This is a genomic window from Burkholderia sp. KL41, from assembly GCF_057005415.2.
The window spans coordinates 877,413-899,428 of the sequence record NZ_CM189268.1 but is presented as its reverse complement, the minus strand read 5'-3'; the positions used below and the strand labels follow the sequence as shown (position 1 = coordinate 899,428).

Below are 22,016 nucleotides of genomic sequence, written 5' to 3'. Positions count from 1 at the left end.
GGAAGAGAGAAAACAATGAAAAACCCTGTCGATCACTTCCCCGATGTGCTGCCGAGCGGCGCATCGCCTTCCGCCCGTGCAGTGCCCGGAACGGCCATGCTCGAGCACTATCGCCTCGTTCGCGCGCATACGGAAGCACTGGCAGCCCCGCTGAGCGACGAAGACCAGGCCATCCAGTCGATGCCGGATGCCAGTCCGACCAAGTGGCATCTGGCCCACACGACATGGTTCTGGGAAACCTTCGTGCTCGAGCAGCATCTGCCCGGCTATACGCGGTTCGATCCGGATTTTCCGTTCCTTTTCAATTCATACTACGAGTCGCTGGGCCCTCGCCATCCTCGTCCGCAACGCGGCCTTCTGAGCCGTCCCGGACGCTCGCGGGTCGCCGACTACCGGCATTACGTCGACCGATACGTCGAGGAACTGTTCGCAACGCTGCCGGCCGCGAAACTGAACAGTATCGAGCCGCTTGTCCGGCTCGGCCTCGCGCATGAGCAGCAGCATCAGGAGCTGCTCCTGATGGACATCCTGCATCTGTTCTCGCAGTCGCCGCTCTATCCCGCATACCGACCCGACTGGCCGCGACCGGATACCGGCAGGCCGGGCGAATTCCGCCGGCACGACGGCGGGCTGGTCTCGATCGGAGACGCAGACGCGCCGTTCGCCTTCGACAACGAACGACCACGCCATCGGACCTGGATCGAACCGTTCGAAATCAGCGACCGTTTGGTCACGAACCGCGACTGGCTGCGATTCATCGACGACGGCGGATATACGACTGCCCGCTACTGGCTATCCGACGGTTGGGACCGGGTTCGAGCCGAGGGCTGGGACGCGCCGCTCTACTGGCGACGCCCGACCGCCGAGCGCGGCTGGGCGGAAATCACGCTGCGCGGCCTCGACCCGCTGGACCTCGATGCGCCCGTCATGCACGTCAGCTATTACGAGGCCGCGGCCTTCGCGGCCTGGGCGGGCGCGCGACTGCCGACCGAAGCGGAATGGGAGATCGCGGAGCGGGCCGGGCTGCTCGAGCAGGCCGGCGATGTGGCATGGCAATGGACGAACAGCGCCTACGCACCGTATCCGGGATTCAGGCCCGCCGCAGACGCAGCCGGTGAATACAACGGCAAGTTCATGAGTGGACAGATGGTACTGCGTGGCGGTGCGTTCGCCACGCCGGACGGACATACGCGCGCGAGTTACCGCAACTTCTTCCGCCCCGAGCAACGCTGGATGTTCTCGGGCGTGCGTCTCGCACGGGACATTGCCGACGGCAACGGCAACGGCAACGGCAACGGCAACGGCGAGCGTCGACGCGCTCCTTCGTCCGGCACGAATGAGTTCGGGCGCGACGTACTCGAAGGACTGTCGCGTCCAGCCAAGTCGTTGCCCCCCAAGTACTTCTACGATGCGCAGGGGTCGGCACTGTTCGAGGCAATCTGCGCGACACCCGAGTATTACCCGACGCGCACGGAAACCGCGTTGCTCGCGGAGATCGCCGCGCAGCTCGCGTCGGAGATTCCGGATGGCGCCACCTTGGTCGAATTCGGGAGCGGAGCGAGCACGAAGACGCGGGTCATCCTTGACGCCGCCCGGCAAATCCTCACCTATATACCGATCGACATCAGCCCTGCGGCACTGGAACAGGCACGGCAGCGCATCGCCGATGCCTATCCTGCCCTGGATGTCCGACCGGTCGCGGGTGACTTCACTCGCGACATGGTGCTGCCCGGCGCGCCCGCGAACGATTCCTTGGTCGGGTTCTTCCCTGGATCGACAATCGGAAATTTCGAGCCGAGCGAGGCAATTGCCTTCCTGCGCACGGCGAAGAAACTCCTTGGCAGTCGGGCAAAGCTCATTGTCGGCGTCGATATGGTCAAGGATGTACCGACGCTTCTGTCCGCCTACAACGATGCAGAAGGGGTTACCGCACGATTCAATCTCAACCTGCTGATCCGCATCAATCGCGAGCTGGACGGAAATTTTGAGCTCGGCGCGTTTGCCCATTCAGCCATCTGGAATGGCGATCTCGATCGGATCGAGATGTATCTGGTCAGCCAGGCACATCAGACGGTTCGTGTGTGGGATCATGAGATCCGGTTTCGAGTTGGCGAACGTGTGCACACCGAGAATTCGCACAAGTACACCAGTGATTCCTTCGAGAGGCTCGCAAGATCTGCCGAGTGGGAAGTGACGCGCTCCTGGATGAGTGCCGCGCCTCGGTTCGGCGTTTTTCTACTCGAAGCCGTGGAACGATGAGCGCGGCATTTTTCCTTTCAGTTGTTTCAACGGCGAGCGCAACAGCACACAAAAGCACGGGGGAGGGGAGCTTCGAATGGCTGCTTGCAACCAAGGCGTGGTCGGCCGAACGTGGTAGCAGGAGTGCTGAAGAATGACACCTTCTGGCCGAACTGAGTCAGCCGATCTGGCGCTGTCGGTTTGATCTGGTCCAGCCGTGTACAAATTCTTCGATATCTTGCAGGTTCAGTGGGAACAGGACAGACCACCGAACTGCCTGGCTGATAACCGATGAAGGGACCGGTGGCCGTGTTAGAGGGGTTGTGATTTCTTCAACGCCTCATCTGAGCCGACCGGTTTCTCGACGTGATCACGCGGGCTGGCACACGCCCGCGTACCCAGACTCATACCATAACGGGTCACACACGCGTCATGCAGCTTCGCTCAATCGTGCGTGATCGAGCACTCCGCTGCTGAGCAGGCCGCCTACATCTTTCAGCCCGCTGCCCGTAATCAAAATGACGGTGGTTTCGTCTCGTTGCGCGGAGCCAAACTTTTGCGCCGCAGCGTAAGCCGCGACCGCGCCCGGCTCTGCGAATACACCCGACTCGCGCGCCAACTCGATTTGCCGCTGGAAGATTTCGGCGTCGCTCACGCGGACGAACTGGCCGCCTGTCGCCTCGATGGCGCGAAAGGCCTTGATCCGGTCGCGCGGCAACACCACGCTGATGCTGCTGGCCGAGGTCTTCGCCATTTTGCGTTCCGCATGATGCGGTCCCTCGCCTTGTACCCAGGCGCGATACATGTAGTCGCTGCCTTCGGCCTGCGCACCCATGATCTGTGGCATGTGCCCGGTCAGCCCCATGCGCCGGAGTTCCTCGAAGCCCTTGTAGACCGCGCCCACGATACAACCGTTGCCCACGGGGACAAAGATGCGGTCAGGCACGGCCCAGCCCAGTTGCTCGAAAATTTCGAATGCGACGGTCTTCTTGCCCTCGGTCATATACGAATTGATGCCCGTGCTACGGTTGTACCAACCGTGCTTCTCGCACGCTTCGAGGCACGCGGCGAACGCTTCGTCATAGCCGCCGCTGACCTGCACGACGTCTGCACCATACGCCCTGATTTGCACGAGTTTTTCGCGTGCAGTGCTGGTCGGGGCGAAGATCACGCAACGCAGATCGCTGCCCGCGGTCATGCAGGCCAGTGCAGCCGCCGCGTTGCCTGTGCTCGCCGCAGCGATGGTGCCCACGCCCTGGTGACGCGCGAGCGCCACGGCCAACGCGCTTGCACGGTCCTTCAGCGACCCGCTGGGATTACGGCTGTCGTCCTTGATGAAGACCAGGCCGTCGCCGCGCATCGGCAACTGATAGAACGGCGTACCCCCGGTATGTGGCTTCGGGGCATGCTCCAGACCCGCCGGCAACAGAGTGCGGTAGCGCCACATATCGAATGCGCGGGTCTTTTCGCCCAGCGCTTTCGCAAACACCGGCGCCGCAGCGCCGTAGTCGTATTCGACATCGAGCGCGCCGTCCAGCTTGCACTGCGGGCAAAAGTAGCCAACGCTTTCCAGCGGGTACTCGGCATCGCAATTCAAACATCTCAGCGCCGTCGAAAATCCAAAACTCATTGTTATCTCCCTTTTTACGCCTGTCCGAAACGTGCCAAAGCCGGTGGCGCCGCCATCGGCTTTCGTTAGCGATGCTCTGCCAAGGGGGCTCAGTCGGGTAGGGCCAGGATGGCGTCGATGGCCACCATCGTGCCGCGTGCAAGGCTCGCCGCGCCAACTGTCGTACGGGCCGGGTAAGGCTGAGGGAAGTATTCGGCCATGATCGAGTTCATCGTCCCGAATTTCGAAATATCCGTGATGTACACCGTGACCTGCACAACATTCGCGAGTGTGCAGTCGCAAGCTTGCGCCATTGCGCGAAGATTCCTGAAGGTCTGGTGAAGCTGCCCTTCGAAGCCGCCTTCTGCGACTTCGTTCGTTTCCGGCACGACCGGCGTCTGGGCCGCAAGATAGACCGTATTGCCAACGCGCACGCCTTGGGAATAAGTCCCCAGCGGGGCCGGTGCCTTGTCGGTCAGGATGATTTCGTTATTGGTCTGAATATTGTTTTCGGAATGGCCGTTCATTTAGTTAACCTTAGTATTTGACTGATTGCAATTTACAGAGTACGACGTTCAACGATTAATTCAGGTTTGCGACCGGTACAACGATTCGTGCATCCGCACCGAGCAGTCGGGCCGGCGAGGTGTCGGCTGCGTCCAGACCCGCCAGATCGCCGGGGATGGCTTCTCCGCTTGCCAGCGCAGCACAGAAGCGCGCCATGGCCGGCGCGGTCTGAATGCCATAGCCGCCTAGCGCTGCGGCCCAGATGAATCCCGCGACGGTGGGGTCGGGGCCGACGACCGGCGAGCGATCCGGAGCAAACACGCGCAGCCCCGCCCAGCGATTGAGGACACGCTTGGGGCGTAGCGTCGTGGCATGCTCCAGCCGGTCCATTGTGATCGCGACACCCAGTTCGTCGGGCATTGCATCACAGGGGGCGCTCGGCGCTTCATCGCAAGGCGAGATCATCAGACGGCCCACATCGGGCTTGACGAAGATCTGTTCATCCACCGTGCCGATGTAAGGGCAACGGCTCACATCCTGTTCCGGATCCACGACCACCACCGTGCGCAGCAGCGGCTGGATCGCCAGCGGCGCGACACCGCATGCCAGTGCCACGTCGTCGGCCCATGCGCCTGCGGCATTGACGATCGTATGGGCCTCGATGCGCGCGCCATCTGTCGTTTCGATGTGCCAGACGCCATCCGCCCGGCGCGCGCGACGTAGTTCCGTCGCCGTGCGCACTTCGCCGCCGGCCTTGCGTACTCCGCGCAGAAATGCCGTGTGAATGGCGTGCACGTCCAGATCGAATGCATCGGGTTCGTAGATGCCGCCGAGCCATTTTTCCGCGAGAAACGGCACCATCTCCGCGATCTCGACCCGATCGAGCCATTGCGCGTTCGGCACCTGGTGCAGGATCGATTGATAGCGCGCCTGCAATTTGCCCCAGTTCGCCTCGTCTCCCACGATCAGCGCCCCGCGGGGTGAGCACAGCGCATCATCGGTCAACGCGTGCGGCGGGTTCTCGTAGAAACCGCGCGATGCGCAGGTCAGATGGCGAATCACCTCGTTGCCATAGCTTTCCATGGAGATGGCGGCGGAGCGACCCGTCGTATGGTAAGCAAGGCTGGTTTCCCGTTCCAGGATGAGGACCGTGCCACGCTTGACCAGTTCTGCGCCCACGGCAACGCCGGCAATGCCTCCCCCGACGACCACAAAATCAAATTGATGCTTTTGCATGATGCTTTTTCCGTCTTCTGTCTCGATCAAATCTTGTTCATGGCCGGCGCCTTGCCGTCGCGCAGTCGCCAGCTTCGATGCAGGATGGCATAGGCAAGCGCGCCGATGGCGAGCCCCCAGAACGCCGAACCCAGGCCAAGAAAGCTCATGCCCGACGCCGTGACGAGGAACGTGATGATGCTGGCATCACGATGCTTGTCGTCCTGTGCCACGCCGATCACGCCAGTCGTGATCGCACCGATCAAGGCCAGCCCCGCAAGCGCCGCGATCAGTTCCGCGGGCAACGCGCGGAACAGTAGCGCCAGGGTTCCGCCGAATACGCCGATGCCGATATAGATCAGGCCGCTGGCGATACCGGCGATGTAACGGCGATCGGGATCCTCGTGCGCCTCCTTGCCCGTGCAGATTGCCGCCGTGATGGCCGCGAGGTTCACGCCATGCGAGCCAAACGGCGCCAGCAGCAGTGACAAAATGCCGGTCGTGCCGATAATGCCGCTCGCCGCAACCCGATAGCCCGACGTGCGCAGCACGGCCATGCCCGGCACGTATTGGCCCGTGAGCGTGACCAGGGCCAGGGGCACGCCCAAGCCCAGCAACACGTGCCAGTTCCAGGCCGGAGCGATGAAGACGGGGGCAACGGGTGCAAGGCGCAATTGTGAAAGATGCGTGGTGCCCGACGCGATGGCGATGACGATCCCGACCACCATCACGGTGGCGATCGCATAGCGCGGCCAGACCCGCTTCATCGCCAGAAAGGTGAGAAGCATGGAGAACACCAGCAGCGGACTGGCGCTGATGGAAGCAAACACCTGCATGCCGAAGTGCAGAAGAATCCCGGCCAGCATCGCGGCGGCAATGCCCTTGGGAATGCGCTCGATAAAGCGGTCGAATACTCCGGACACGCCCACCAGCGTCACGATGGCTGCGCTCAGCAGATACGCGCCGATGGCCTGCGGCAACGGTACGCCCGGCAACATGCCGACGAGCAGCGCGGCCCCCGGAGTGGACCACGCCGTGATGATCGGCGTGCGCAGTTTCCAGCTCAGGACCAGCCCGGAAATTCCGCTGCCGATCGACACTGCCCAGATCCACGACGACGTGACCTCGGTCGAAAGATGCGCCTGATTTGCGGCCTGAAACACGATCACGAGCGGGCCAGCGTAGGAGATCAGGACGGCCAGAAAGCCCGCCACGAGCGCGGAAAGAGAGGCGTCAGCACGCCATTGACTCAGTGTGCGAATCACGATGACCTCAGTTGTAGACGGGGAAGCGCTTGCACAGCGCACGGACCTGTTCCAGCGTGCTCGCGCGCACGTCGGCGTCATGGGGCGCAAGCACGATGTCCGCGACCAGGGTGGCGACCAGCCGAGATTCGTCGAGGCCAAAGCCCCGCGTCGTGATGGCCGGTGTGCCGACGCGGATACCGCTCGTCACGGCCGGCTTGCGCGGGTCGTTGGGCACCGCATTCTTGTTGCAGGTGATGCAGACTTCGCCCAGCGCCTGCTCGGCATCGCGGCCCGACAGTTCGAGCGAGCGAAGATCGATCAGCATCATGTGGCTTTCGGTGCGCCCGGAAACGATGCTCAGCCCACGCGACTGAAACACCTCCGCCATGGCTTGCGCGTTCTCCAGCACACGGCGCTGATACGCCTTGAATTCATCGGTGGCGGCCAATTTGAACGCGACGGCTTTCGCCGCGATCACGTGAACAAGCGGGCCGCCCTGAATGCCGGGGAAGATCGCCGAGTTGATGCGCTTCTCGTGTTCTTCCTTCATCAGGATGACGCCGCCGCGCGGCCCGCGCAGCCCTTTGTGCGTGGTGGTCGTGACGAAGTCGGCATGCGGCACCGGATTCGGGTACACGCCGCCCGCGATCAGGCCGGAATAGTGAGCCATGTCGACCATGAACAGCGCGCCGACCTCGCGTGCCACGCGTCCGAAGCGCTCGAAGTCGATGCGCAAAGAGTAGGCGGACGCGCCCGCGATGATCAGACGCGGTTTGATCTCGCGCGCCTGACGTTCCATCGCGTCGTAGTCGATCTCGCCCGCTTCGTTCAACCCGTAGCTGGCCACCTTGAACCACTTGCCGCTGATGTTCAGCGGCATGCCGTGCGTGAGGTGACCGCCTTCGGCCAGACTCATGCCCAGAATCGTGTCGCCGGGCTCAAGCGCCGCAAAGAAGACGGCCTGATTGGCCTGGGAGCCCGAATGCGGCTGCACATTGGCCGCCTCTGCGCCGAACAGGGCCTTCAGACGGTCGATGGCGAGCCGCTCCGCTTCATCGATGACTTCGCAGCCACCGTAGTAGCGCTTGCCGGGATAGCCCTCGGCGTACTTGTTGGTGAGTTGCGAACCCACAGCGGTTAGCACCGCAGGAGAGGTGTAATTCTCCGATGCAATGAGTTCAATGTGGTCTTCCTGCCTTTGATTCTCCCGGCAAATCACGTCCCAGATCGCGGGATCGACGTGCTGCAGGGCATCCTTTTCCGTGTCGAACATCCTATCCTCTTTGTCGAATCGATCGATTTAATATACATCGATTTAATTGCGTCTGAAAGTCACTTGATTAAGTCGACTCAATCAGTCAACCATTTCGATGCGATATCCGGTGTGCGGGCGGGGAGTGCCCAAGGAACAAGGCACTGGATCCGTTGATTCGACAACGAATGATGATTCGATTACACTGCCACCTTACATTCATTGCACCGATTCAAGGAGAGTCGTCCCCATGTGGGCACCGGACCTGAAGGAATATGCCGGGGCGATCTATGAAAGGATTGCAGCGGCGCTCGAGAGCGACATCCACGCGGGCCGCCTGACGGCGGGCGCCCGGTTGCCGACGCTGAAGGAACTCGCCGCGCAGATCGGCGTGACGCCCGGCACCGTCAATCGTGCGTACGAACTCGCGCAACGGCGGGGCCTCGTCGAGGGCGAAGTCGGGCGCGGGACCTTCGTGCTACGTCGCGAAACGCCCGCTGCGAGCCGTGTCCAGTCGGTGCCGCCCGTCCAGGATTCCTCCGGCGGAATCATCGATCTGTCGATCGTCAAACCCAACCTTCTGCTTCAGGAGCCGTATATCCGCGCGGCGCTTGGAGAACTTGCGCAATCGAGCTCGTTGCCGGACATGCTCGATTACACGCCCGATGGCGGTCATCCCCTGCACCGACAGGCGGGGGCAATGTGGATGCAGCACTCCGGTTTTCCCGCCCGAACCGAACAGGTTCTCCTCACGGCCGGTGCTCAACACGGGCTCTGGGTGGCGGTCAATGCACTCACGAAACCCGGCGACCTCGTGTGCTGCGAGTCGCTTTGTTACCCGGGCGTGGCCTCGGTCGTGCTGAGTCTGGGCCGCCGCATTCGCGGCGTACGTCAGGATCAGGAGGGCATGGAGCCGGAAAGCCTGCGCGAGATCTGCCGTGAGGAACGTCCCGCTCTGGTGATCTGCATCGCTACCTGCCAGAACCCCACCACGGCGGTGATGCCGGAAAACCGGCGACGCGAGATCGCACAGATCGCGCGCGATTTTGATTTTCTCCTGCTCGACGACGACCTGTACGGTTTTCTGGCGCCCACGCCGGTTCCTCCACTCGCTACCTTCGCCCCCGAGCGCACGATCTATTTGACGAGCCTGTCGAAGTCCGTTGCGTCGACCATACGCCTCGGCTACATGCATTGCCCGCCGGAGTGGCTGGCGCGCATGACCGCAAGCGTGCGAACGAGCGTCTGGATGGTGTCACCCCTTGCGGCACAGATCGCGACGCATCTGATCACGAGCGGGCAAGCCGCGGAAATGGCCCACAACCAGTGTCAGGAAGCGCGCGCGCGGCAAATCATGGTGCGTGAATTGCTCGGGCAATTTGAGTACAAGGCCCAGCCGACCTCGTTCCACATCTGGCTCAAATTGCCGTCGCGCTGGTCGAGCGGAGAGCACTTTGCCGTGCTTGCGCGAAGCCATCAGTTGATGATTTCCGGCGGCGACACCTTTGCGGTCAACCGCGATGAACAGGGGCGTCAGTGGATTCGCGTCGCTGTGATGGCATCGACGCAGGACCATATGCGTTTCGTGCTCACCAAGCTGGCCGGGCTGATGAACACGCCGGACTCGGTCTGGCTGTAACGCCGATTCGTTCCCTATGCATTGAAGAATCGGTCGGTGGTCCTTGCAGGCAGATGGCCAGCGCCGTATCTGGGTGGGGCGCGCCTTGGCGGTCAATGGCGCGGATTTGCTGAACGTCTCGCGTGCGTTCAGCGAAGGGAAGTGAGTGCTCGATGGGGATCGAGACGGTCCAGCAGGTTATCGGTGGCGGCTGCGGCTGCGGCGGCGTTGACCGACAGACGGTGTGCAGCCGGTATAGGCTGCGGATTCAATGCCGACGCGCACTTCATGGAGAATCCTGCGGGAGTGGGATCAAAATAAACCAGTCGACCACCCCCTTTTAGGGATCTGCGTGGCAACGACCGATTTGCATGCACGTCTTGCGACGATGGCATGTGAGTCGACGTGGTTCCGGCCAGCACTCACCGCGGTCCACAACCTGAATCCACACGCGTGGCGCATCGTGCATCGGCAGATACATGCCTGCATGTATCGGATGGCGGCGAGAACGCGAGCGCCGTACTTCGCGCGAGCGCCTCGCCTGCATGCATGTCCGTTGACTGAACGACCAACGTCTCTTCCGAAAGTCAGAAGACCGCCAGTCCGCCAACGGCATGCCTGACATCCTCAATCATCCGACCTCACCGGACGTCATCGCCGAGCGTACCGTACGACGTGCCCGTCGTCGGCGGAGCACGAATGCGAAGACACCGAGCAGCACGACAACCACCGGCGCCGCGAGCATCAGCGGCCGGGCCCGCACGAGCAGCGGAACCGGGCCGCCATTGCGCGCGACGGCCACGTCGTCGGGCGTCACGGTCACGTTCGCGTTGCCGTACTGCGCGAGTACGTAGTTCGCGATCGCGGCGACCTGATCGTCCTTCAGCGGCTGGACGTAGGAATCCTCACCGAACGACGGCATCAGCGCGTGCTGGCCGCCCGCGTCGCGATCGACACCGTACAGGATCGCCGCAATCAGGTTCGAAGGATTGCGCGAGCCCGTGGCGGTATTGTTCGACAGCGACGGATAGGCCTGACTCGGGCTGCCCTTGCCGTTGGCCTGGTGACAGCTCGCGCAGTAACCGCTGAACAGCGCTTCACCCGTCGTCAGCGTACCGTTCGCATTCAACGCGGTCGTGCCGCGCAACGTCGCTTCGCTGCTGACCGCGCGCCCGTGCGCGAATGCCGGGACGGACTCGTGCTCGTCGCGGATCGGCTTCGTGCTGCGCAGATACGTGACGATCGATTTCAGGTCCGCGTCCGACAGATACTGCAGGCTGTTCTGCACGGCCTCCGCCATCGGTCCGGCCGCCTGGTTCTTGCCGGGTGCGCGGCCGGTCTTCAGGTACGACACCAGCTCGTCGTCGGTCCATGCGCCGATGCCGCTTACCGGATCCGACGTGATGTTCGGCGCATACCACGCGCCGAGCTGTGCACCGCCCAGGTTGCGGCCGAAGTCTTCGGCCATCAGCGCATTGCGCGGCGTATGGCACGCACTGCAGTGCGCGAGCACATTGGTCAGGTACGCGCCGCGATTCCACTGCGCGTCGTGCGCCGGATCGGCTTCGAGACGCTTGTTCGACAGGAACAGCATGTTCCAGCCCGTCATCGCAACGCGCATGCCGAACGGGAACGGCAGGTTCGTCGCGGGCGCGGGTTCGTCGACCGGCTTCACGGCGTGCATGAAGTAGCTGTAGAGTGCGTGCACGTCGTTGTCGCTGAGGCCGCTGTACGACGTATACGGCATGGCCGGATACAGGCGCGCGCCGTCCGCGCGCACGCCTCCGCGCAGCGCGCGTGCGAACTGCACCTCGGTGTAGTTGCCGATGCCGGCCGTTTTCGACGGCGTGATGTTGCTCGAATAGATCTGCCCCATCGGCGACGCGATGCCGTACCCGCCCGCGAACGGCTTGCCGCCGTCGAGCGCCGTATGGCACGCCATGCAGTCCGCCGCGATCGCGAGTTGATGGCCTTTTTCGATCAGCGCGGCGTCGGCCGACGTCGACGCCGCGCCGGTCGCTGTTTCCTGCGCGAACGCGGGCGTGCTGCCGATGCCGCCGAACAGCGCGAGTGCGATGGCCGCGCGGTAGCCGGCGCCGCGCAGCGTGCGAAGTTGTCGTTGGATCGTGTGTGTCATCGAATCAACCCTTCGCGAGGCTCGCGGAAATCGAATCCGCGGCCTTCAGGCCGAGGGCCGCCATCGACAGCGTCGTATTGACGACCGACGCCGACGGCATCGCGCCGCCGCCCGGCAACCACAGGTTCGCGTGATCGTGCGTGCGGCAGTCGCCGTCGACGACCGAGTTCTTCGGATCGGAGCCCATGATCGTGCCGCCCATGATGTGATTGTTCGCGTTCAGCGTCTTCGTGATGTTGAACTCGACCGCGTCGAACAGGCTGCCGATATGCGTGAGCTGCTTGCATGCCGCGTCGTAGCCGTGCCGCACATAGTCGCCGACGTCGTAGTGAATGTCGGGGCATGCGAGGCCGAGCGGATCGAAGCGTGTCTTGCTGAGCGTCAGGCGGTTGTTCGGGTCCGGCAGCGGTTCGAGGCTGATCGACAGGTCGACGCCGTAGATCGCGCGGCGCCGGATTTCCTCGTCGAGCGCCTTGCCGACCAGGCCGAGCTTCAGCGCCTGCTGCGTGGCCGGCCCGACGCGCGAGATGTTGTTCAGGATCATCTTGTTCGCCGAATACTGCCCGCGGAAATCGCCGTCGCGCGGGCCGACGATACAGCTGCTCTGCGCGGGGCCACGGCCGAGCCACATCGGCTCGTTCGCGAGGAACGTGCAGTGGAAGCCCGAGTGATCCATCATGTTGCGCCCGACCTGGTCCGAGCCGTTCGCGATGCCGTGCGGATTGCGTTCGTTCGCGGCCAGCAGCAGCAGGCGCGGCGTCTCGATGCCGTTGCACGCGAGCACGAACATCTTGCCGCTGGCCTTGTGCGACTTGTGCGACGCGTCGTACCAGTGCACGGCCGTCACGCGATTGTTCGCGTCGGTGTCGATCTTGTAGACGACCGATTCGGCGAGCACTTTCGCACCCTTGCGTTCCGCGCGCTCGATATGGTGGATGCCGTTGTACATCGCGCCGATCGGGCAGATCGGCTGGCAATTGTTGTTGCCGCAGCAGACCGGACGGCCGTGCCAAGGCCGCGTGCTGCGCGCCTGCGGAATCGGGATCGACCGGTAGCCATGCGCATTGACGATTTCGGCGAAGCGCCGGTCGCCATGGCCCCACGGCACCATGTCCATCGGATACGGGCGGCTGCGTTGCGACGGCGACTGCATCGCCGGATCGCTCGGCCCGGCGACGCCCATTTCCTCTTCCGCGCGGCAATAGTACGGCTCGAGGTCGTCATAGGAGATCGGCCAGTCGCGGCCGACGCCATAGGTCGACTTCATCCGGAAATCGACCGGCAGGTGTCGCCAGCTCGACGCGGCCCAGTGCCACGTCGTGCCGCCGACGGTGCGCAGATAGCCCTGCTGGAAACTCTGGCCATCCCGTCCGCTCAGGCCGACGTAGTTGTTCTTCGGAAAATAGAGCGGGGCGGGCGCATTCGGCGCCTGCGGGTAGAGCCCCTGGAAGTCGGAGCCCACGCGATTGTCGAAGGGCATGTTGCGCCAGTTCTCGACCGCCTGACCACGCTCGATGCGCAAGCCGGATTCGATGACCAGCACCGAATGCCCCTGGCTGACCAACTGGTCGGCGATCAGGCCGCCAACCACGCCGGAGCCCACGATCACGACATCGGCCGATACGTCGCCGTTCGATTCAAATACAGGAGTTCTCATGAGGTTCAGGCGTGCGGTTGCGGGTGCGGGGTAGTTGCTGACGCAACCGTTTTGCGGGGCGGCGCGACATCGGCCGGTGGCGGTTCGGCGGTCCACCATAGCGGGCCGTTCGAACAATAGGTCGGCGCGCTCATGCCGTCGTGGACGGTGTCGTACATCAGCGCATCGGCATAGGCGACCATCACGGCCTTCTGGCCGTGGCCGACGGTGCCCGTGTACCACGCGGCGACGATCGCGAGCGCCGTGTCGTGCAGGCCTGCGCCGTCGGCATCGGCCAGCAGTTGCGCGGGTGTCTGGCCGGCGCGGACGCGTTGCGCCAGCGCGGCTGCACGCGCGGCAAAGCCGGGGTCCGTGCGACGGAATGCGTCGACGAGGCGCGCAGCCGTCGTCGGGTCGAGATTCGCGTGGCCGGTGAGCGCTTTCGACAGCGCGAGAAAGGTCCGGGCGTCGAGCGACGGCTGCTGCGCGAATGCATGTCCGGGTGCGGCGGTGAGCAATCCGACTTGCGTCAGCGCCGCCGCCATCATTTTCAGCACCGCTCTACGGGTCATGCCGGCGCGCGCATGAATGCGCGATTCATTTTTGTGTGGGGCCATGTCGTTTTCGTCTTTTTCGCGAGTCGTTGCTCGCCTGTTTTCTTTCTTCCGAATATTCCGCGTCGGGAGCCGCTCCGGGCCGAAACGACCCGAATACGTCCCCCGCGGCGCTGCGTTACCTGTCCGAGCGCATCGGCAAACGACCATTGCCGGCTGGACGAGGGATTGCACGCGCCGCATGCGGAGATTTTTATCTGTTCACGCGAGACAGCGTTCGGGCACGAGATTATGGAACCGGTTCCATTCGCGCGTCCAGTGTCTCGTTCAAATTTCATCTCAACGGCGGAGTGTATCGATATCGGTCGAATCGCGTATTTTCAACACGGTATCGGTCCGCTGCGACCGATTTAGAACGAAATCGAAAGCTTGAAGTAATTAAAACGTCGGGATTCGGCTGCTGTATTGCCGAAGTGAGCAGTGCGACGGCAGCGCGAGCGTCGTCGACGATCCGGTTTCGCGACAGGCGCGATGGCGTGCGACTTACTTGATTGCCGCGGCACCGGCTGCCGCGATGACGCTATCCTGCACACCCGCGCCACCGCTGGCCCCGATCGCGCCGATCAGGTGCCCGTCGATCACGATCGGGATGCCGCCTTCGCCCGCGAGGATGCCCGGGATGCTGAGATTACCGGTCGCGCCGTTGTTGACGGCGTTTTGCATGTCCCGGGTCTGCCTGCGGAATCGCGCCGACGCGCGCGCCTTGGCCTCCGCGATTTCAACCGATGCGAGTTGCGTCCCGTCCATTTTGTCGCACGAAACCAGGTTCCCGCCGCTGTCGACCACGGCAATCGCGTATTTCCAGTTTCGGCGTCGTGCCTCCGTTTCGGCCGCGGCCATGGCGGTACGCGCCTGCGTCAGCGTGATGGGCGGGCCGTAAGGGATGTCATATGGCAGTTGTTCGGGGATGGGCGCGGACGCGCTGGTTTGTGCTGATGCATGGGCCGCGAATATTGCGCTGGCTGCGATGAGAATCGGGAATTTATTCGAAAACATGGAGTGCCGATACGGATGCCCCTGATTACTTCAGGTGCCGGTGAATGAGAATGAACACGATGCGATTCCGCGACGATGCATTTCCTGGCTCGAATGCCGGGGCATGTCGCGATCGCGGGGAAAATATATTGCATCCTGGGTTGGCGTGCAGTGAAGCGGGGCGGCTGCGAGGGCGACAGGCACCGGCGACCTGTTTGCGGAGTGCCGGCACGAAGCGTCGATGTAGCGGGGCGGCGCGTGTCGCCACGAGGTTTCCGGCGGCCGGCAGACGAACCTGCGCGGGCAGGTTCGCCCTGAGATCGATCATCGCCGGCAGGGGCATTGCGCGCACATGCGGGTAGCAGAACGCTGGCCGGTCCGGCCAGCGATACCGTGGCGGGCATGTGTCGTCCGGATCAACTGAAGTGATGGCTGAACTCGAGCCACAGCGTGCGGCCGTAGGGCATGTAGTAGCCCACGGTGTAGTACGGCCAGCCGGAGGAATCGTCGTGCTTGATCGTATTGAACACGTTGTTCATCACGAAGGTCAGTGACGTATCCCGCGAGAACTGGTGCGAGATGCTCAGGTTCGCGAGTGTGGTCGGCGTCAGATACGCGGTCTGGGCGGCGTTCGGTACCTTGCCGTAGCGCTCGAGCTGCACCGTCGACGTCCACTTCGGGATCGACCAGGTCAGGCTCAGCATGAGCTTGTCCGGCCATTCGGGGTTGCCGGTCGGGTTGGCGAGCGAATGCAGGAGATCCTGTACCGGGCCGTTCGTGTACTGCTGGTATTTGTGGCTCAGGACCTTGGTGAAGTTGGCGCTCAGCAGGAAGGTGCCAGCGCGGCCGAGGCGAAAGCGCCATTTGCCGCCGAGGTCGAAGCCCGTCGTCTTTTCCATCGCGGCGTTGATCGGGTTCACAAGGATCGTGTTGATCGCGCCGGGATCGAGCACGGCCGTCAGCGGGTTGCGGATCACGCGGCTCAGCGCGTCCACGCAGTTGGGCGAGCTGGCGCTCAGTTGCCCCGCTCGGCACGCGGCCTCGGTTCTCAGCAGGTTGTCCGGGTCGATGGTCGTCACCAGATTGTCGATGCGAATGTTGTAGTAATCGGCCGACAGGTCGATGTCCGGCGTGGGCGCGAGCACGAAGCCGGCGCCCCATGATTTCCCGTTTTCCGGCTTCAGGTTCGCATTGCCCTTCTGAATGAAGTTCGAGCCCGGCGACACGTTCGCGTATTCGCATGACGCGAGCGATTTCCCCGACTGGTTGCAGCGGAAGTAGTCGGTGGTCGATTCGAAATAGCCCTTCGACTGGCTCATGAAGATGTAATTCATGTCCGGCGCGCGAAAGCTCGTGCCGTAATTGCCGCGCAGCAACAGCTCGCGCAGCGGCCTGTATTCGAGCCCGAGGTCGTAGGTCAGCTTGTTGTTGCGGGTGCCCGCGAACGAGTAGTCGTCATAGCGCGTTGCGACGTTCGCGGTCAGCTGGCTCAGGATCGGGACGCGCAGCTCGACCGCGGCGGCGTAGCGCTTGCGGTTGCCGCTCGCACCGGTCGCGCCGGCGGCGTTGTAGTAGACGCCCTGGTTCAGCGCAGGGTCGATCGAATTGCTGAAGCCTTGCGTGCCGTATTCGATCACGCCGGCGGCGCGCACGGGGCCGGCCGGCAGCGAGAACAGGTTGCCGTTGGCGGCGAGGCTGAAGGTCTGCGTCCACGTGTTGTTCCTGCTGGTCGATTCACCGTACATCGACGCGAACTGGTTCGGTGTGAGCGGGGTCGCGAAGCGTGCGGCGCTGGGCGCGTAGATCGGTGCGCCGTCGGCGGCCGTGCCGAGCTGCGGGCCGAGGTAATAGCTGTCGACGTTCGACAGCAGGCGCGGCACGGTCGCGCGGCTCTGATAGCCGGACGCGCTGTACGTGAACTCGTAGTTCCAGCTGCTGTCGGGCACTTTGCCGCGCAGGCCGGTGATCAGGTTGCCCGCGACGTCGTTCCAGTGCTTGTTCCATACCGACGCGCCGCCGATTTCCTGGGGCGAGATGCGCTTGGTCCACGCCTCGTTCGCGCCGGTTTCCTGGTTGAAGAAATAGCCGGTCGTCGCCGCGGCCGACGTCCAGCTCGGGCCGCGCGTGTTGTTCTCGGTCTGGTTCCAGGCGGTCGATACGGAGCCGAACAGCGTGACGAGATCGCTCAGCCGGTATTCGACGCCGCCGTACAGGTTCTCGCTGACATTGTTCGTTTGTGTCGTCCAGTACGACGGCTGCGCGCCGCCGCTGCCGCAGTACGCGCCATTGCGGGTGCCGACGGTCGAGGTGCCGCCGAATGCGCCGATGCCGGCGAGCGGGCCGCACGCGCCGGCGGCGCCGACGTAGCGGCCCGTGTCGAGGTTCTGGCGCGCCCAGGTCTTGGTCGGCGGTTCGCCTTCGAGCGTCGACGACGCCATGAAGTCGCGCTGCCCCGACCAGATCGGGTTGGTCTTGCTGATCTCGAGACCGAACACCGTGCTCAACGCGCCGAATTCCTTGCCGCCCGACACCTGCAGCCGCCCGTTGCCGCCGCCGCCGTCCCAGGTGCGGCCGCCCTTGACGTTGACCTCGATGCCGTCGATGTGCTTCTTCATGATGATGTTGACGACGCCTGCAATCGCGTCCGAGCCGTACACGGCGGAGGCCGCGCCGTTCAGGATTTCGATGCGGTCGATCATCGCGGACGGAATGTTGGCCAGGTTCACGAAGTTGACGTTGCCGTCGTATGCGATCGGGTAGTCCGCCACGCGCCGGCCGTCGACGAGCACTAGCGTGTGGTTCGGGCCGAGGCCGCGCAGGCTGAGCGCATTCGCGGCCGGCGTGAACGTGTTGCCGTAGTCGGCGCCTTGCGTGAAGCCGGTATTCTGGGTTTGCGACTGGAGCGCGTCGAAGACGTTTCGGTACCCTTTCGATTCGAGCTCCTGACCGGTAATGACGGTGACGGGCGTCGCCCCTTCCTTCTCGGAGCGCGGAATGCGTGATCCCGTCACGACAAACGCCTTCAACGATGCGGCGGCCGGCTTTTGCGTGGCAGCTTCGCCACGGGCCGGCGCGGAGGGGCTGGCCGCATTCGGCGGTGCGGTGACGGCGGCGGGGCCCGACGCGGCTTCCTGTGCCGCGACGGGCATCCAGGGTGTCGCGAGGCCGGACAGGCAGAGCGCGATTGCGCCCACGCGCTTGATATGGAGCGACGTGTTTTGCATCTTCAAGTTGTGTTGACGAGCAAGTTCAATGGTTAGCAGTTGCCGAGCGTCCATGCCGTTTGCGATGGCATGTCGACTCGCAACCCCCTGTCGTTCGCGCAATTCCTGTATTCGGATCGAGCGCCCGGAATCACGGATGTAATCCGAATTCTGGTGGGCGGATCAATTGTTCCATCGGATGCCGAATTCGAGATTAATGGCCGGCGCACGTGGCGAGAGACTTTATCGATCGATTTTTGGTCGGGCAAATGATCGATGCTTGTATTGATATGGATAGGGCGGGGTAAATTGAAATCACCCTGGAATTGGATTTGTTTTTTGAAAACGAGGAAAGACATCCGGATTAAGGCGGTGTGCGAGGTTGCGGCCGTTCGTTCGCCGCGGGTTCACTCCGCCGGGCTGCGTGTCGCAACGGTCGATCGGCGTGCATGGAACCGGCGCGACCACTGGCCTGCAATCCGCCGGAATGTACGACGTGCGCGGTATTTGGGGCTGTGGATGATGCGTGCCCCGGCAGTTCGGCGATGATGCACGGCGCCGGATGCCGATCCCGTTCGAGTCGACTTCTGCGTCGGGAAGCACCGCTTCCGACGAACAAATTCATGTGGAAGTTTGATGTGGTTAAACTTGTCCGGATTATCGTGTGCACTGAAATAGGGAATGTTTGATGTAATTAAACTCGTGTATTCGTCATCGTCAATTCGAAAAGTTTGATGTGATCAAACTTTTGTCTTTCCATCAAAAAAAGTTTGACGGTCAAAATTTTTTCTTGATATCTTCTGTAATCAACGGGTGGCGTCTTTTGATGGATTAATTCCTTATCGAATATCTTTGCCTTCCATTCGCATGATTGCGTCTGGGCGGCACTCCGTCGATCTCTGTTCGAGCGGACGGGCATCCGTTTCATTCTCCGGAATCTAATCAATTTCGATGGGCAGTTATTTTCCCCGTATCGAGCGATCGACGCGCAGGAATCGTATTTTCGAAAACAAGTAATTCGGGCTTTCCGGGCTTCGAATCAGACACTGCCGCTATCCGGGCCGTGGGGCATCGTGCATCGGCGACATTCGCGTTGGGGGACTGAAGGTGGGTATCAAGATCGAGGATGGCGTGCTCGCGTCCGGAGGCGGACCGGCGAGGCCCGGACGCCAGCGGCAGTTCGGCGGGAAACAGCGGAACCCGGTGCGCCGCTTCGGCGGTATCGCGGCCGTTCTGCTGCTGCATGTGTTGCTGGTCTACGCGCTCCTCAACGGCCTCGCGACCAAGGTCGTGCAGGTTATCCAGCATCCGATCGAAACCCGCATCATCGAACCGGTGAAGCCGCCGCCGCCCCCGCCGCCTTTGCCGGTGGTCAAGCTGCCGCCGCCGAAGGCGACGTTGCCGCCGCCGCCGTTCGTGCCGCCGGCGGAGGTGCCGGTGCAGGCGCCTCCGCAGGCAGCGATCACGCATCAGGCCGCGCCCGTGCCGTCCGCGCCGGCCGTGCAGGCACCCGTCGTCGCGCCGCCGGCGCCGGCGGCGAAGCCGGTCAGCCATGAAGTCGGCGTGGTCTGCCCGAATTCCGACCAGATGCGCGCATCGATGCAGTATCCGAAGGAAGCGCAGGAAAACAACATCACGGGCGACGTCACGATCGAATTCGTCGTCGATGCGGACGGCAACGTCACCAACGTACGGGTGTCGCAGTCGGCCGATCCAGTCCTGGATCGCGCTGCCTACAACACGGTCAAGCGGTTCAAGTGCATGGCGCAGGGGCAGCCGGTGCGTGTGCAGGTTCCGTTCTCGTTCAACCTGAACTGACCCATGCAGGGCCCGGGGCGGCAGGACGGGAATTTCAATCGATCAGTTAAACGAAATAATTGGAGTAGGTATGGCAAAGCGTTCACTGGCTGCACTCGCGGCCTGCATGTTGATATCCTCCGTCGCGCTCGAGGCGCTGGTTGCGCCGCAGCCGGCGTTTGCCGAGGCGAGCGCGCCGGTGGCCGTGGCCGCGACGGCGTCCGCGCCGCAGGCGGCGGCGGACGAGCCATTGCCGCCGCCTGCACCGGCGGCGACGCAGGCCGTCGAGAATCCGTACGGGCTCGGCGCGTTGTGGAAGAACGGCGATTTCGTCGCACGATTCGTGCTGATTCTGCTCGTGATCATGTCGATGGGCAGCTGGTACATCATGATCGCGAAGTTCCTCGAGCAATTCCGCGCGAACCGGCGTGCGAAGCTCGCGGACGAGCAGCTCTGGTCAGCGCCGTCGCTGTCGGCCGGCGCGAGCCTGCTCGACGAGGCGTCGCCGTTTCGGTTCATCGCCGAGACCGCGATCGAGGCCGGCGAGCATCACGACGCGGCGTTGCTCGAGGCGGTCGATCGCAACACGTGGATCGACGTCTCGGTGGAGCGCGCGATCACCAACGTGTCGAACCGGCTGCAGGATGGTCTCGCGTTCCTCGCGACAGTCGGATCGACCGCGCCGTTCGTCGGCCTGTTCGGCACCGTGTGGGGCATCTATCACGCGCTGACGGCCATCGGCATCGCCGGGCAGGCGTCGATCGACAAGGTCGCGGGCCCGGTGGGCGAGGCGCTGATCATGACCGCGATCGGGCTTGCTGTCGCGGTGCCGGCCGTGCTCGGCTACAACTTCCTGGTCCGCCGCAACAAGTCGGTGATGGAGCGGGTGCGCAACTTCGGCGCACAGCTGCATACGGTACTGCTCGCGGGCGGCAAGCGCACGGTGCGGGCCGCCGGAACGCCGGCCGCATCGCTCGTGCACTGACGCAGGCGGGAGTGCGCGATGGCCATGAACGTCGGGCAGGACGACAACGACGACGTGATCGCCAACATCAACACGACGCCGCTCGTCGACGTGATGCTGGTGTTGCTGATCATTTTCCTGATCACGATCCCGGTCGTGACTCACACGATTCCGCTGGAGCTGCCGAAGGAAACGGTGCAGCCGTTGGAGACGACGCCGAAAAGCGTCGAAATCGCGGTGAATCGCAACGGGCAATTCTTCTGGGGCGAAACGCACGTGGACGGCCCGACGCTGCTCGCGAAGCTGAAGGGCATCTCGCAGATGTCGCCGCAGCCCGATGTGCACGTACGCGGCGACGAGAACACGCGCTACGAATTCATCGGGCGCGTGATCACCGCGTGCGAACGGTCGGGCATCGCCAAGGTTTCTTTCATCACCGAGCCGCCGGCGCGCGGCGGGTAGGAGTCGACGATGGGCATGAACGTATCTTCGGGCGGCGGCGAGCCGGACGTGATGGTGGACATCAACACCACGCCGCTGATCGACGTGATGCTGGTGCTGCTGATCATGTTGATCATCACGATCCCGATCCAGATGCACTCGGTCCGGATGGACCTGCCGGTCGGCAATCCGCCGCCACCGTCGAAGCCGCCGGAGGCCGTGCAGATCGACATCGCCGCCGATGGCGCAACGACCTGGAACGGCGCGCGAGTGCCGGATCGCGCGGCGCTCGAGCAGAAGCTCGCGCACGTCGCCGCGGAGCCCGTGCAGGCGGAGATCCGCCTGCGTCCGGACAAGCTCGCGCCGTACCGGGCCGTCGCCGGCGTGCTGGCAAGCGCGCAGCGTGTCGGGGCGACGAAGATCGGCCTCATCGGCAACGAGCAGTACATGCCGTGAGGCTGGCGGCAGGGCCGGAGACCGGCACCTTGCGAGGCCCGACGAACCCTTGACGGAGCGGACGATGCGACACGACCACCGGGAATCCATGTCGATCAGTAGTGCAA

Annotated in this window: 16 protein-coding genes and 1 pseudogene; 7 read left to right on the top strand and 10 right to left on the bottom strand. The window is 63.4% G+C overall.

Features of this window, described 5'->3' with window-relative positions:
• Positions 1-96: 96 nt before the first annotated feature.
• Positions 97-1,266 (top strand): annotated as a pseudogene (gene egtB, locus PQB87_RS38095) (ergothioneine biosynthesis protein EgtB); the annotation flags it as partial.
• Positions 1,246-2,259, top strand: a complete 1,014-nt coding sequence (gene egtD, locus PQB87_RS38090) for an L-histidine N(alpha)-methyltransferase (RefSeq protein WP_502291572.1) — start codon at positions 1,246-1,248, stop codon at positions 2,257-2,259. The pseudogene egtB and the gene egtD, both read left to right, overlap by 21 nt.
• A 409-nt stretch (positions 2,260-2,668) precedes the next feature.
• Here egtD and thrC read toward each other — a convergent pair whose 3' ends face one another.
• The 5 genes from thrC to glyA all read right to left on the bottom strand — a co-directional run bounded on the left by thrC (position 2,669) and on the right by glyA (position 8,089).
• Positions 2,669-3,868: a threonine synthase gene (thrC, locus tag PQB87_RS38085; RefSeq protein ID WP_174392194.1), complete on the bottom strand. Its 1,200-nt coding sequence runs from the start codon at positions 3,866-3,868 to the stop codon at positions 2,669-2,671.
• Between the two features lie 89 nt (positions 3,869-3,957).
• Positions 3,958-4,374, bottom strand: a complete 417-nt coding sequence (locus tag PQB87_RS38080; RefSeq protein ID WP_059696019.1) for a Rid family detoxifying hydrolase — start codon at positions 4,372-4,374, stop codon at positions 3,958-3,960.
• A 55-nt stretch (positions 4,375-4,429) separates the two neighbouring features.
• Positions 4,430-5,590, bottom strand: a complete 1,161-nt coding sequence (locus PQB87_RS38075; RefSeq protein WP_174414187.1) for an NAD(P)/FAD-dependent oxidoreductase — start codon at positions 5,588-5,590, stop codon at positions 4,430-4,432.
• Between the two features lie 26 nt (positions 5,591-5,616).
• On the bottom strand, positions 5,617-6,834 hold the full coding sequence (locus PQB87_RS38070; protein WP_226113600.1) for a benzoate/H(+) symporter BenE family transporter: 1,218 nt from the start codon (positions 6,832-6,834) through the stop codon (positions 5,617-5,619).
• 7 nt (positions 6,835-6,841) lie between these two features.
• Positions 6,842-8,089: a serine hydroxymethyltransferase gene (glyA, locus tag PQB87_RS38065; RefSeq protein ID WP_059688566.1), complete on the bottom strand. Its 1,248-nt coding sequence runs from the start codon at positions 8,087-8,089 to the stop codon at positions 6,842-6,844.
• A gap of 229 nt (positions 8,090-8,318) precedes the next feature.
• Between glyA and PQB87_RS38060 the strand changes: the two genes are divergently transcribed.
• Complete coding sequence (locus PQB87_RS38060) at positions 8,319-9,707, top strand: aminotransferase-like domain-containing protein (RefSeq protein ID WP_091921629.1); 1,389 nt, start codon at positions 8,319-8,321, stop codon at positions 9,705-9,707.
• A gap of 610 nt (positions 9,708-10,317) precedes the next feature.
• On the opposite strand, the gene PQB87_RS38055 is transcribed toward PQB87_RS38060, so the two are convergent.
• From PQB87_RS38055 to PQB87_RS38035, 5 genes are all read right to left on the bottom strand, one after another.
• The gene (locus PQB87_RS38055; protein ID WP_233344828.1) at positions 10,318-11,823 is read right to left on the bottom strand and encodes a cytochrome c; all 1,506 of its coding nucleotides are present in this window, start codon (positions 11,821-11,823) and stop codon (positions 10,318-10,320) included.
• 4 nt (positions 11,824-11,827) lie between these two features.
• Positions 11,828-13,480: a GMC family oxidoreductase gene (locus PQB87_RS38050; RefSeq protein WP_059688568.1), complete on the bottom strand. Its 1,653-nt coding sequence runs from the start codon at positions 13,478-13,480 to the stop codon at positions 11,828-11,830.
• A gap of 5 nt (positions 13,481-13,485) precedes the next feature.
• Entirely contained in the window at positions 13,486-14,247 is a 762-nt protein-coding gene (locus PQB87_RS38045) for a sugar dehydrogenase complex small subunit (protein WP_489244522.1), read from the bottom strand.
• 309 nt (positions 14,248-14,556) lie between these two features.
• Positions 14,557-15,069: a GlcG/HbpS family heme-binding protein gene (locus tag PQB87_RS38040; protein WP_174414189.1), complete on the bottom strand. Its 513-nt coding sequence runs from the start codon at positions 15,067-15,069 to the stop codon at positions 14,557-14,559.
• A 395-nt stretch (positions 15,070-15,464) separates the two neighbouring features.
• A complete protein-coding gene (locus PQB87_RS38035) occupies positions 15,465-18,272 on the bottom strand; it encodes a TonB-dependent receptor domain-containing protein (RefSeq protein WP_489244521.1) in 2,808 nt (935 codons plus the stop codon).
• Positions 18,273-19,364: 1,092 nt separating this feature from the next.
• Here PQB87_RS38035 and PQB87_RS38030 point away from each other — a divergent pair.
• The 4 genes from PQB87_RS38030 to PQB87_RS38015 all read left to right on the top strand — a co-directional run bounded on the left by PQB87_RS38030 (position 19,365) and on the right by PQB87_RS38015 (position 21,909).
• Positions 19,365-20,069: an energy transducer TonB gene (locus PQB87_RS38030; protein WP_059688577.1), complete on the top strand. Its 705-nt coding sequence runs from the start codon at positions 19,365-19,367 to the stop codon at positions 20,067-20,069.
• A gap of 70 nt (positions 20,070-20,139) precedes the next feature.
• Complete coding sequence (locus PQB87_RS38025; RefSeq protein ID WP_060085598.1) at positions 20,140-21,033, top strand: MotA/TolQ/ExbB proton channel family protein; 894 nt, start codon at positions 20,140-20,142, stop codon at positions 21,031-21,033.
• A gap of 18 nt (positions 21,034-21,051) precedes the next feature.
• Positions 21,052-21,474 carry an ExbD/TolR family protein gene (locus PQB87_RS38020; RefSeq protein ID WP_059688572.1) on the top strand — a complete coding sequence of 141 codons (423 nt, stop codon included), beginning with the start codon at positions 21,052-21,054 and terminating at the stop codon, positions 21,472-21,474.
• Between the two features lie 9 nt (positions 21,475-21,483).
• Positions 21,484-21,909, top strand: a complete 426-nt coding sequence (locus PQB87_RS38015) for an ExbD/TolR family protein (RefSeq protein WP_027792450.1) — start codon at positions 21,484-21,486, stop codon at positions 21,907-21,909.
• Positions 21,910-22,016: the final 107 nt, after the last annotated feature.